The 11,966-nt window shown below is 64.2% G+C and carries 15 protein-coding genes; 14 read left to right on the top strand and 1 reads right to left on the bottom strand.

Features of this window, described 5'->3' with window-relative positions; all coding sequences use genetic code 11:
- Window positions 1-50 precede the first annotated feature (50 nt).
- Genes ACFVSJ_RS16715 through csrA form a run of 13 tightly spaced genes read left to right on the top strand, consistent with a single transcriptional unit; the run spans window position 51 to window position 10,260 of the window.
- A complete protein-coding gene (locus ACFVSJ_RS16715; RefSeq protein ID WP_387438061.1) occupies window positions 51-332 on the top strand; it encodes a flagellar FlbD family protein in 282 nt (93 codons plus the stop codon).
- 49 nt (window positions 333-381) lie between these two features.
- Window positions 382-1,155, top strand: a complete 774-nt coding sequence (locus ACFVSJ_RS16710) for a motility protein A (protein ID WP_387438122.1) — start codon at window positions 382-384, stop codon at window positions 1,153-1,155.
- On the top strand, window positions 1,152-1,973 hold the full coding sequence (locus ACFVSJ_RS16705; RefSeq protein WP_387438060.1) for a flagellar motor protein MotB: 822 nt from the start codon (window positions 1,152-1,154) through the stop codon (window positions 1,971-1,973). The genes ACFVSJ_RS16710 and ACFVSJ_RS16705 overlap by 4 nt, the downstream gene beginning before the upstream one ends.
- Before the next feature lie 52 nt (window positions 1,974-2,025).
- Window positions 2,026-2,910: a flagellar motor switch protein FliM gene (locus ACFVSJ_RS16700; RefSeq protein WP_387438059.1), complete on the top strand. Its 885-nt coding sequence runs from the start codon at window positions 2,026-2,028 to the stop codon at window positions 2,908-2,910.
- Complete coding sequence (gene fliN / locus ACFVSJ_RS16695; RefSeq protein WP_387438058.1) at window positions 2,907-3,611, top strand: flagellar motor switch protein FliN; 705 nt, start codon at window positions 2,907-2,909, stop codon at window positions 3,609-3,611. Before ACFVSJ_RS16700 ends, fliN begins: the two co-directional genes overlap by 4 nt.
- A complete protein-coding gene (gene fliO / locus ACFVSJ_RS16690) occupies window positions 3,611-4,114 on the top strand; it encodes a flagellar biosynthetic protein FliO (RefSeq protein ID WP_387438057.1) in 504 nt (167 codons plus the stop codon). Before fliN ends, fliO begins: the two co-directional genes overlap by 1 nt.
- The gene (gene fliP, locus ACFVSJ_RS16685) at window positions 4,111-4,965 is read left to right on the top strand and encodes a flagellar type III secretion system pore protein FliP (RefSeq protein WP_387438056.1); all 855 of its coding nucleotides are present in this window, start codon (window positions 4,111-4,113) and stop codon (window positions 4,963-4,965) included. The genes fliO and fliP overlap by 4 nt, the downstream gene beginning before the upstream one ends.
- Window positions 4,965-5,240: a flagellar biosynthesis protein FliQ gene (gene fliQ / locus ACFVSJ_RS16680; RefSeq protein ID WP_387438055.1), complete on the top strand. Its 276-nt coding sequence runs from the start codon at window positions 4,965-4,967 to the stop codon at window positions 5,238-5,240. The genes fliP and fliQ overlap by 1 nt, the downstream gene beginning before the upstream one ends.
- Window position 5,241: 1 nt before the next feature.
- Window positions 5,242-6,000, top strand: coding sequence for a flagellar biosynthetic protein FliR (locus tag ACFVSJ_RS16675; RefSeq protein WP_387438054.1), 759 nt, complete (start codon window positions 5,242-5,244; stop codon window positions 5,998-6,000).
- On the top strand, window positions 6,000-7,085 hold the full coding sequence (locus ACFVSJ_RS16670; RefSeq protein WP_387438053.1) for a flagellar biosynthesis protein FlhB: 1,086 nt from the start codon (window positions 6,000-6,002) through the stop codon (window positions 7,083-7,085). Before ACFVSJ_RS16675 ends, ACFVSJ_RS16670 begins: the two co-directional genes overlap by 1 nt.
- A complete protein-coding gene (locus tag ACFVSJ_RS16665; RefSeq protein WP_387438052.1) occupies window positions 7,082-9,127 on the top strand; it encodes a flagellar biosynthesis protein FlhA in 2,046 nt (681 codons plus the stop codon). Before ACFVSJ_RS16670 ends, ACFVSJ_RS16665 begins: the two co-directional genes overlap by 4 nt.
- On the top strand, window positions 9,105-10,013 hold the full coding sequence (locus tag ACFVSJ_RS16660) for a hypothetical protein (RefSeq protein ID WP_387438051.1): 909 nt from the start codon (window positions 9,105-9,107) through the stop codon (window positions 10,011-10,013). The genes ACFVSJ_RS16665 and ACFVSJ_RS16660 overlap by 23 nt, the downstream gene beginning before the upstream one ends.
- 4 nt (window positions 10,014-10,017) lie before the next feature.
- Window positions 10,018-10,260 carry a carbon storage regulator CsrA gene (gene csrA / locus ACFVSJ_RS16655; RefSeq protein WP_387438050.1) on the top strand — a complete coding sequence of 81 codons (243 nt, stop codon included), beginning with the start codon at window positions 10,018-10,020 and terminating at the stop codon, window positions 10,258-10,260.
- 129 nt (window positions 10,261-10,389) lie between these two features.
- On the opposite strand, the gene ACFVSJ_RS16650 is transcribed toward csrA, so the two are convergent.
- A complete protein-coding gene (locus tag ACFVSJ_RS16650; protein ID WP_387438049.1) occupies window positions 10,390-10,887 on the bottom strand; it encodes a flagellar protein FlgN in 498 nt (165 codons plus the stop codon).
- Between the two features lie 224 nt (window positions 10,888-11,111).
- On the opposite strand from ACFVSJ_RS16650, the gene ACFVSJ_RS16645 reads away from it, so the two are divergent.
- On the top strand, window positions 11,112-11,927 hold the full coding sequence (locus tag ACFVSJ_RS16645) for a sigma-70 family RNA polymerase sigma factor (protein ID WP_387438048.1): 816 nt from the start codon (window positions 11,112-11,114) through the stop codon (window positions 11,925-11,927).
- Window positions 11,928-11,966 lie beyond the last annotated feature (39 nt).

The raw sequence follows: 11,966 nt of genomic DNA, 5'->3' as shown, positions 1-11,966 counted from the left end.
CCCGGCCGACAGTAGGAGGTACAGCCACCCCAAGCCAAAGCAGAACACACATGATCGTCGTCACTCGCCTTAACGGCACACGCTTCGCCGTCAATCCGGACATCCTGGAGCGGATCCACGAAAGTCCGGATACGCACTTGGTGACGCTCGACGGCGCCGCTTACGTCGTGCGCGAATCGCTGGTTGAGGTGGTGGAACTGATCGCGGAGTACCGGGCGGGTGTGCTCCGACGGGCACAAGACCTGCCGAGGGTGAGCGGATACCCGCTAAGCCTGGTGCCACCGGCTGCCACAGAACCGGAAAACCCCACCGACCCCCGAAACGGAAGATAGCCCCGTGACAATCATCGGCCTGCTGCTCGCCTTTGCCTCCGTGGTGGTCATGGTCACCCTGGAACACGCCAACCTGATGTCCCTGCTCCTTCCGGCGCCCATGGTGCTGGTGTTCGGAGCTACCATCGCCGTGGGGTTGGCCGGCAATACCCTCCCGGACGTCATCCAGTCGTTCAAGCAGGTTCCCAAGGTCTTCATGGGCAAGCCCGCGAAGGCCAGCGCGAGCATCGACGAACTGGTTCGTCTGGCGGAGAAGGCCCGCAGCGATGGACTCCTGTCCCTGGAAGAGGAAGCCAACAACGCCAAGGACCCGTTCCTGGCACGTTCCCTCCAAAACATCGCGGACGGCACGGACGCCGAGGAACTCCGCCTCCTCATGGAGGACGAGATCGATACCCGCATGCGCGCCGACCACGTGGCCTCCAAGTTCTTCGCGGCCCTGGGTGGATACGCGCCAACCATTGGCATCATCGGCACCGTGGTGTCGCTGACCCACGTGCTGGAGAACCTGTCTTCGCCGGACCACCTCGGCCCGATGATCGCCGCCGCGTTCGTCGCCACTCTTTGGGGACTGCTGTCCGCGAACTTCATCTGGCTGCCGATCAGCTCCAAGCTCAAGCGCCTTTCCGAACTCGAGATCGAGCGGATGACCCTGCTCATGGAAGGGTTGCTTGCGGTCCAGAACGGCACCCAGCCGCTGCTCCTGGCAGAGCGCCTTCGCGCCATGGTCCCGGCGGATCCCAAAGCCAAGTCCAAAGATGCGAAGGACAAAACGAACGACGGCGGCAAGACCGGCAAGCTGACAGCGTCCAGGGCAGCATGAGGTCGCGCAGGAAACGTGGCGCGCAGCTCGAAGAGCACCACGTCGACGAACGCTGGATGGCCTCCTACATGGACATGGTCACGGTGCTCATGTGCATGTTCATCGTCCTTTTCGCCATGTCTTCCGTGGACCAGATCAAGTTCGAGAAGCTCCGCAATTCCCTGGCCACGGGTTTCGGAACCGAGATCAGCCAGAAGGTGGACACCGCCAGTGGCGTGGTGGTCCCGGGTGAGCTGACCACCGCCAAAGGCGAGGGTTTCTCGCCGTTGGACCTTGCCACGGAGGAGGTCAACAAGCTCACTGCATTGCAGGGAGCCATGCAGGGCCAACTCCAGTCCGCGGGCCTGGATAAGAACGTGGAGTTCGTGGTGGGGGAGCGCGGCCTCACGGTGAAGCTTGTGGGCTCGCAGACCTTCTTCCAACCGGATATGCCGGACCTGACTCCAAAGGCCGTGCAGATCCTCAACGCGATCGCGCCCACGGTGGTTGGTTCCGGCCTTGAAGTGATGATCGAGGGCCATGCAGCCAAGGGATACACGGCTTACGCGTCGACGTGGGAACTTTCCGCTGCGAGATCCGTGAACGTACTCCGGTACTTCGTGGACCAGTCCGGAATGCCGCCGGACCGCATTGGGGCTGTGGCGTTCGGTGCGGCCCGGCAGGTCACGGATGATTCCACGGAGGAGCTCATGGAGCTGAACCGGCGCGTGGACGTGGTGCTCGTGTCCAACCGTCCGGAGGACATCCGGGCGTTGATCCCGCAGGCCATTGAGGCGCAAACCCACGACTCGGCGGCAGCGGCCAAAGCCGCGAAATAGCCCGACGAAGAATAGCCTTACGCCGGCAACTTAACGGCCGATAGTGCCATCCGTGGGAGAACAAGAAGGCCGCCAACGCGCCGTGGACGTCTATGACTTCCGCAGGCCCACAACCCTCCCGCGTCAGCACAGCCGTGTCCTGGAGGTCGCCTTCGAGACGTTCGCCCGTCAGTGGGGCACGCAGCTCACGGCCAAGGTCCGGTTGAAGTCGACGGCCACCCTGGAACAGCTGAGCATGCAGAGCTACGACGAGTACTCCGCCTCGCTTCCCTCCGTCACGTCCATGGTGTTGTGCCGCATCGAAGACAGTGATTCACGGCTGGTGATCCAATTCCCGGCCACCGCTGCGTTGTCCTGGCTCAGCCGCATGCTGGGTGGATCCGCGGACGCAACGGTTCCGGAGCGCAAGTTCACCCAGATCGAGCATGCCCTGATCTCCCGCATGGTGGAGGAGGTCCTCGAGGACCTGAAATACTCCCTCGGCAACCTCCTGACGCAGTCCGTCACCATGGATGGGATCCAGTACAACTCCCAGTTCGCCCAGGCAGCTGCGCCGTCCGAGCTGATGATCGTCGCGACCTTCAGCGTGAATGTCGGCGAGACCCAGTGCGCATCCACCCTCGCTGTTCCCGCCGACGTCCTGCTCACAAAGCTTGGCGACGTGAACCCCACCGTCCACAGCATCGACAACGAGGCACTGGTCCGGACCCAACTCGCGCAAGTGCCAGTCGACGTCGCCATCCAACTGACGCCCGCCCAGGTGACTCCCGCGCAGATCCTGGCGCTCGCCGTCGGCGATGTCCTGCCGCTGCCGCACCTGGAGAACCGGCCGTTCGACGTCGCCATCAACGGCACCCGCCTGGCTACCGCAGCCGCCGCCAGGCACGGCTCCCGCGCCGCCGCCGTCATAGTCACAACCGAGGAGCACCAGCGATGAGCATCACCCTGACCCTGCAGGAAGCCGCAGCCGAGCGTCTGGCCCAGCACCTGCCGAGCTCTTCACTGTTGCAGGTGGCGGGGATTGTCCCGGCTGCATCCGCGGCCGGCCATGCCTCGCCAGCAGTGACCGCCACTTTCGTCGGTGCGTCCACGGTCGATTTCGCGCTCCTGCTGGTGGACAACTCCTTCCTCGCCGCTGCCGGCGGCGCCGTTCCGGGCGCCCAGTTCTCTGCCGGCGACGTCCTCCGTCCCGCCCTTGAGCAGGCAGCGTCAGCGTTCGACGCCGGTGTGCTGGGAGAGTTGCGGGAGGAAGACGCGGCCGGGCTGCTGGCCGATCCCGAGACTATCGTTTTCGAACTTAACGACGGCGATGCTCCGTTTGGTTGGTTCGCCGTCCGCGTGCGGAACAACGACGCCGGTCCCTCCCGCGGTGGGCAGGATGACCTGGGTGCCCGCCTGGGCCTCATCAGCAACGTGGAGATGGCCTTGACCGTGGAGATCGGCCGTACGCGGATGTCGGTGCGGGATGCCCTCGCGCTCGAGCCGGGCAAAGTCATCGAACTGGACCGCTCGGCCGGCGCTCCCGCGGACGTGTTGCTCAACGGGCGCCTCATTGCCCATGGCGAGGTTGTGGTGGTGGACCAGGACTACGCCGTCCGGATCACCCGCATCCTGGATGGGGCAGAGGGAACCTTCTAGTGGATTCATTCATCCTCGGGCTGCGGGTGATCGTGGCCCTCGGCGCAGTGCTGGCGGTGATTTGGCTCCTGCAGCGCCGGCTCGGCAAGGGCAAGGGCCGGCGTCGTGCTGATTCCACCCTGACGGTGGTGAGCCGCCAGGCCGTGGGCCAGAAGGCTTCCGTGGTGGTGGTCGACGCCGGGGACAAGAGATTCCTGTTGGGCGTCACGGAGCACAATGTCACGGTCCTCCACAGCAGCGATGCTCCCGTGGTGGCCACCGACGTCGTCGATTCCAAGCCACAGCAGCTCATCGAGGAACAAAGCTTCGCGCAACTTTTCCGGCAGGCCTCCGGGGATCCGGTGCCCCGGACCGAACTGGTCACCGGGCAGATTCCCGTGGTCCGTCGTCGGGCCGAGCTGCACAGGCGGACGCCAGCCCAGGACCACCCGCTGCACGGTTCCATCCTTTCCGCGTCCACGTGGCGGCAGGCCTCCGATGCCTTCAGGGGACGCCGCAATTGATCCGTTCCGCTGATCCGGGAGTCACGGGCGTTGGCCCGCGGACGTCCCGGGCATGGCTTGTGCTGCTGTGGGCACTCGTGCTCACAGCCGTCTTGTTGTGGCTCGGAACAGCGGCACACGCGGCACCGATCGACCCCACGCAGCCCAGCCCGCCCACGCCCCCGGCGGCTCCGGAATCCGGTGGCAGCGTCAGCATCAACATCAATGGCCTGGACGGAACTCCGTCTTCAGCCGTGGTTACGCTCATCGGGATCACCCTGTTGTCCGTGGCTCCGGCATTGCTTTTGATGATGACGTCCTTCACCAAGATCTTCGTGGTGCTGGCCATGACCCGGAACGCCTTGTCCCTCCCGGCGATCCCGCCCAACCAGGTCTTGGCCGGGCTGGCGTTGTTCCTGTCGCTGTTCGTGATGTGGCCAGTTGTTTCGGACATCAACACGGTGGCGGTGCAGCCCTACCTGAACGGCGGACTGGACTTCAACGGAGCCATGTCCGCGGGCTGGACGCCGCTGCAGCACTTCATGCTCGCCCACACCCGGGAAGAGGACATCGCCCTCATGACGCGGGCTGCCAATATGGAGAACCCGGCCAACCCAGAGGCCGTCCCGCTGCAAACCTTGGTCCCGGCATTCATGATCTCCGAGCTCCGGGCTGCGTTCATCATCGGCTTCGTGATCTTCATTCCCTTCCTGGTGATCGACCTTGTGGTCTCGGCCGCGCTGATGTCCATGGGCATGATGATGCTTCCGCCGGTCATGATCTCTTTGCCCTTCAAGATCCTGCTTTTTGTCTTGGTGGATGGCTGGGGCCTGGTGATCACGTCCTTGATCCAGAGTTATTCGAGCGGCTGATGGATACCAACGCAGTCCTGGACATTTGCCTCCAGGCCATGATTGTTGCCGCCAAACTGGCCGCGCCCACGCTGGTCACCGCGTTGGTGGTGGGCTTGGCGATCTCCCTCCTGCAGTCCATCACGCAGCTGCAGGAAGCCACGCTGTCCTTCGTCCCGAAAGCCGTTGCGGTGGCCATCGCCCTGGTGGTGTGCGGCCATTGGATGATCTCGGAAATGGTCACCTTCACCAACGAGCTCTTCACCCGCATCCCCGGACTGATCGGTGGCGCGTGAGGTGGACATCCCCATCGACCAGTCGTGGATCCAGGTCCTGCTGCTGGCATCGGTCCGCATGACAGCCTTCCTGGTGGTGGCTCCACCGTTCGCGCACCATGCCATCCCGGCCAGGATCAAGGCGATGCTGGGCATCGGCCTTGGTTTGGCGGTCTCGCAACGGCTCTCCGCGGACACCATCCCCAAGGACACCGCGGGGTTCATCACCGCCGTCATCCTGGAACTGGTCACGGGCCTGGTGCTCGGCTTCCTGGTGATGGCTGTGTTCGCCGCCATCCAATCCGCGGGCAGCCTGATCGATCTCTTCAGCGGCTTCCAGATGGCCCAGGCCTTCGATCCCCAAATGATGGTCAACGGCGCCCAGTTCACCCGCTTATTCCAAATGGCTGCCCTTGCGCTGCTCTTCGCTTCCGACGGTTACCAGCTGGTCATTGGCGGCCTCACCGGCAGCTTCAACGCTTTGCCGCTCGCCGGCGGCATCGACCTCAGCAAGCCAGTGGATGCCATGGTGGGGGCCATCACCGGGATGTTCATTTCCGCCGTGCAGATTGCGGGTCCGCTGCTGGTGGTACTGGTACTGGCCGACGTCGGACTCGGTCTCCTCACCCGCGTGGCGCCGGCCCTGAATGCCTTTTCGCTCGGTTTCCCGCTGAAGATCTTCATCACCCTCGCGCTGGCCGGCTTCCTGTTCCTGGCCCTTCCGCGTCTCGTTGCAAGCCTGGCCGAGTTGGCCGCACGGACTGTCCTGGGGGTGGGCTAGTGGCGGATTCACAGGAGAAAACCGAACAAGCCACGGACAAACGCATGCGCGAGGTCCGTGCGAAGGGCCAGCTCTCCAGGTCGCAGGACCTCATGGCCTGGCTTGCCGTGGGCGGCGCCGCGGCGATGCTTCCGGCCACCATCGAGCACGCATCCAACGCCGCCGTGGACCAACTCTTCACCGTCAAGAGCGTCATGAGCGATCCTGACCCCGCCAAGGCAGTGGCTGCGCTCGAAGCCGGTCTGGGGTCCCTCGCCGGGATCCTTGGCCCGTTGCTCCTGGTGGTCACGGTGGTGGTCCTCGCCGGTTCCGCACTGCAGGGTGGCATCCGCTTCAAGAAGTTCCGCCCCGAGTTTGAGCACTTCAACCTGCTCGCCGGCTTCAAACGGATGTTCGGTGCCCAGGCACTCTGGGGAGGCGTCAAAGCGTTGCTGAAGACCGCCGTCGTGGGTCTTGTCCTGTACACAGTGATCCAGGGGCTGATGCCCGTGCTCCTGACCGCCGGAGGACTGCCGGTGGCCGGCGTGCTTGCGGCGGCTGCGGGCGGCATCGGGGCGCTCATCCAGTTCGCCGTGGTGGCCGGGCTCATTCTGGCCGCGGCCGACATCTTCGTTGTGATGCGCCGCAACCGCAAGAAGACCCGGATGTCCAAGAAGGAAGTCCAGGACGAGAACAAGAACACCGACGGCGACCCGCTGGTCAAGTCCCACCGGCGATCACGCCAGCTGAGCATGAGCCGCAACCGCATGATCGCTTCGATCGCGGACGCCGACGTCGTGCTGGTGAACCCGACGCACGTGGCAGTTGCGTTGAAGTACGACGCCGGCAAATCGGCGCCTCGCGTCGTGGCGAAAGGCGCGGGTGTCATCGCCGCCAGGATCAGGGAAGAAGCCGAGAACAAGGGAGTGCCCATGGTCCAGGACATTCCTTTGGCACGCGCCGTCCATGCGGCCTGCGAGCTGGGGCAGGAAATCCCCGTGGAGCTGTACCGCGCCGTGGCTGCCGTCCTCGCGTTCGTGATGTCGCTCAAGACCCGGGGAACAGCACGGGGAATCCATCGCATGAAGGAGAGTTTCCAGGCATGAACAACAAGTTCGCCCGGCTTTCAGTGCCCGTAGGAATCGTAGCGATCGTGCTGCTGTTGGTGGTTCCCCTGCCCGCGCCGTTGTTGGACTTCCTGATCGTGTGCAACATCCTGTTGGCGTTGCTCATCCTGCTCACCAGCATGTTCGTGAAGAAGCCGCTGGATTTCTCCGTCTTCCCATCGCTGCTGCTCGTGGCCACGCTGTTCCGATTGGGCCTCAACGTTGCCTCCACCAGGTTGGTCCTGGGGCAGGGGTTCGCCGGCCAGGTCATCGAGGCCTTCGGCAAGGTCACTGTTGGCGGATCGTTGATCATCGGTGCCGTCGTGTTCCTGATCCTGGTGGTCATCCAGTTCGTAGTGGTCACCAAGGGTGCCGAACGCGTGGCCGAGGTCGGGGCGCGCTTCACCCTCGACGCCATGCCCGGCAAACAGATGGCCATTGATGCGGACCTCAACGCAGGGCTCATTACGGACGCCGAAGCCCGGAAACGCCGGGCCGAGGTTTCTGCGGAGGCCGACTTCTATGGGGCCATGGATGGTGCTTCCAAGTTCGTCAAAGGCGATGCCATCGCGGGCATCATCATTATCATCATCAACTTCGTGGGCGGCATCGCCATCGGTGTGCTGCAGCGTGGGCAAGAAGCCGTCGACGCCCTGAATACCTATGGCCTGCTGACTATGGGCGATGGCCTGGTCACCCAGATTCCGGCACTCCTCATGGCCGTTTCCACGGGCATGATCGTCACCCGCTCCAACGCCGAGGAGGACATGGGCCGGACGGCGTCCTCGCAGCTGATGCAGTCGCCCAACGCCCTGCTGATCGCGGGCCTCGCCGCTGCGAGCATGGCCGTTATTCCCGGCATGCCCATCCTTCCGTTTCTCCTCGTTGCAGCTTTGCTGGTGATCGCATCGCGTCGTGTGGCGTCGCAGCAAAAGGCGGCCGCGGCAGCGCAGGCAGCGGACAGCGCCGCGGAGGCGGCCGAGGAAGACCCCAATGAACGGCTCATGGAAGACATGCGCGTCCATCCGGTGGAAATCCTGTTGGCCCCTGACCTGGTGGACATCGTCTCGGGCGCTTCCGACGATCTCCTTGCCCGGGTCCGCTCACTTCGGCACAAGATCGCCATGGAACTCGGGCTCGTGGTCCCGCCGGTCCGGACTCGCGATGCCATGGAGCTGCCGCCTTCCACCTATGCCATCCGCATAGCCGGCGTCGAAGCCGGAAGGGGAGTGGCGCCGTCGGGCAAGCTCCTGGCCCTTGGCGAGTTCCTGGACGCCCTGCCCGGAACCGCAACAGTGGAACCCGTGTTTGGCCTGAAGGGCAAGTGGGTGCCCACCGAGATGAGGCACAGCGCCGAAATGACGGGTGCCACGGTGATCGACCGCGTTTCCGTGCTGGTCACGCACCTCTCCTCCATCATCAGCGCCAACGCCGCACGCCTGCTGACCCGGGAAGACGTCCGCGTGCTCACCGAAGGCGTCCGCAAGCAAAGCCCGTCCGCAGTGGAGGAACTCACGCCTGGACTGCTCTCGCTTGCCGAAATCCAGCGTGTCCTGGAAGGCCTCCTCGACGAGCAGGTTCCCATCAACGACCTCCCGCGCATCTACGAGGCACTCGCACTGCGGGCCAAGGTGTCCACAGATCCCGAGGCGCTGATCGAGTCCGCACGGCACGCCCTGGGCCCCGTGCTGGCCACCAAGTACCTCGATGGTTCCGTGCTCCCCGTGGTGATGATCGATCCGCTGCTGGAGCAGTCGATGTTGGAGGATATGCGGCCGGCCGAGGGCGGCGCCCAGATCGTGATGGGGCAGGCAAAGCTCGACGGCGTGCTGAACTCCCTTAAGTCGGCCCTCGACGGCGCCGCTGCTACTGGACGGCAGGCGGTCCTGGTCTGCGCTCCGGCCTTGCGTCCGGCGATCCGTCGCCTCGTGGCGGCTCCCGACGGCGGCGTTCCTGTCCTTTCGTACAGGGAAGTGACCTCGGCCAACATCCGGATCGAAACCGTGGGGGTGGTGCGCTATGCAGAAGCGCTACAAGCTTAGGGGCGTGTCCCTGGACGCCATCCGCGAGAAGGCGCTGCAGCAATATGGACCCGGCGCGCGGATTATTGCCGCCGAGAAGGTCACCAATCCCGGGATTGTTGGGTTGTTCGCCGCTGCCCGCTTCGAGGCCACGGTGGAGGTGGGGGAGGTGCCGGTTGTCGGCAAGGAGCCGATAGCCGCTGCTCCCTCTGTTGCTCCCACTGCCGCCCACGAGTTGCACGGTCCGGCCATCGCCGCCCTCCTCGAACGTGCCGACGCGGCGGAACTGGAACTGCACAAGCCCGCTCCCGTCTCCACGGCATCGCCCGACTTTGCGGGCCTGTTGGAGCAGCTTGGCAAGGAACTCGAAGCCAGCCCGGTTGCTGCACCCTCTGTACCTGTACCGCTCACCGGTGCCGGCAACCTCGTGATTCTTCTCGGCCTCGGCGACGACGCGCTCGGACCCGCGCTGGAAATGTCCATCGCCGCGGGTGGTTCGGATGTCCGCACCGCCGGGGAGTTGAGCGCCTTCGGTCACCTGCACGTTCAGGGGCGCCAAAGTGCGACGGCGGCGCGCGCCCAGGCGGTGCTCACTGGCCAGGGCGTCGTGGTCGCCTATGGGTTGGGCGCGGCGCGTGATGTGCCGGCACATGCTGCCCACATCGCTGGCTTGTCGGCCGACCAGCTTTGGGTGGTGGTGGATGCCCGGCGCAAGGCCGAGGACACGGTTGCATGGGTGCAGGCGCTTCAATCGTTGCTCGATCACGGGGTTGTTGGCGTCACGGCGCTCGCCGTCATCGGTGCGTCGGAAACGGCCAGCCCGGAAACCGTCGATGTGCTGGGCATCCCCGTGGGTTGGGTGGACGGCAAGCCCGCAAGCACGCCCGTCCTCGGAAAGGTACATTGAATTCATGCTGGTACTGACGCGCAAGCCGGGCGAAAAGATCATGATTGGCGACGATATTGTCATCACCGTCATGGAGGGCCGTGGCGACGGTGTCCGGATCGGAATCGAAGCTCCCCGGGGGGTGTCCATCCAGCGCAGCGAAGTGGTGGAGGCGATCGCTGCTGCCAACCTCGCGGCAACCCAGGCTGGCCCCGAAGCAGAAGAACTCCTGGCCGCCCTCCGCCCACCAACCCCCCAAACCCCCTGACGCTCTCTCACGAAACTGCCCCTTCACCCCAACGCTCTCTCACCAACTGGCTTGTGGCCGCGGGATCAGTGAGCGAGGGTCGCCGGGAAGGGGCGTTTTCGTGAGAGGGGATCGGCCGGGGGGAGGGGGCTAGGGGAGGCCGAGGAAGTCCCGGAGCGATGGGAGCGCGGCAGCATGGACTGCGGCCAGGGCCCGTTGGATGTTGGCTTCGCGCGTCACCAAAGCCAGCTCGTCAGCGCCAGGGACATCCACAACAGGTCCATCGGCGAGGGCGGAAACGTTGGCGTCGATTGCTTCGTCAATTGATTCCACGAGTGAAATCATCGCCTCGCGGTGTTCGCCCAAAAGTCCAGCCCAAACACCCGGCGGCGCAATTCGAACCAATGAAGGCAAAGTTAATTGATCAGGCGCCTTCCATTCGGCGGCCAAAGCAGAAGCCTCGACACCCCGGGCCAGGGATTCAAATCGGAGATTCTCCAGGACTTTTTCGAGCTCGGACGCAGTGAAGTTGAGCCGGTGCCAATGACCGGCGTGCAGGTGCAGAAGCTGCGTTTCGAGCAGGAAAAGCAGGAAATCGAGTCGCCCGCGCTCGCGCCACAGCGTTGCCGATAGCTCGTCCGCCCCCACGGTTCCCCAATCCATTGATGGCCAGCAAAATCACGTTTCAGCAGGCTTTTGAGTTTCTTGTGTCGAGCGTACACGCAGAGACGTTTTCAGGTGGTATGTTCACTGAACACGTACCTGAAACGAAGTCCCAAATCGTCGCTGTGATTGGTCTCTAGGCGCCGTCCGGAATTTGCGGTCAAAGGTTATGGCAACTCAATAATCCGGTCTCATGGGGGGACTTAAATTTGAATCGCGAACAGCGCAACGAGTTGGTGTTGCAGCACCTTCCGCTCGTTGGTTACTTGGTCTCTGACCTTTGCGCGCGCGCATCTCATTTGTCGCGCGATGATTTTGCTTCCGTGGGTTCCCTGGCGCTCATTACTTCAGCTGATTCCTTTGACCCGGATCTTGGCGTCCCCTTTGGCGCATTTGCCCGCCGTCGCATCATCGGTGCGTTCGCGGACGAGATGCGTGCCGGGGACTGGGCCACGCGCTCCGCCCGCAAGCGCATGAAGGAAACAATGGCCATCCAGGAGACCCTCACGGGTGCCCTGGGCAGGAACCCCAGCATCGCCGAAATGGCATCGGCGCTCGGTGTCGAGCGAAGCCACGTCGAGGCCGCCATGGCCGACGCCGCAAGGACGTTGACGTCACTGGACGAGGTGGTCGTGGACACGGTGGCGTCAGTCACGCCGTCTCCGGAAAACTCCGTGCTGGCCGATGAACGCATCAAATACCTGCGTGCCGCCGTCGACGCTTTGCCGGAGAAGATGCGCTTCGTCATCCAGGAAATCTATTTGGCGGGCCGCTCCGTGAAGGAACTCGCCGAGGAGTTGGGTTCCACGCACGCTGCGGTATCCCAGCAGCGCGCCGAAGGCATCCGCCTCATGCGCGATGGCCTGGCCACCCACTATGCAGACAACCCGGACAGGGCCTTCGAACCCGAATCGCGCATCACCGCCCGGCGCCGGAACGACTATCTTTCCGCGTTGGCCACTGCCACCACTGGCGGAATCACCCGCACGTTGGGCCTCGGTTCCACGCTCAACCAGGCCGTCTAAACAGGAGGAAGCCCGGGCCGCGTGAGTGGCCCGGGCTTC

It is taken from the genome of Paenarthrobacter sp. NPDC058040, assembly GCF_042885775.1.
GTDB lineage: Bacteria > Actinomycetota > Actinomycetes > Actinomycetales > Micrococcaceae > Arthrobacter.
The sequence above is the reverse complement of the archived record's forward strand: the minus strand, read 5'-3'. Positions and strand labels throughout refer to the sequence as shown.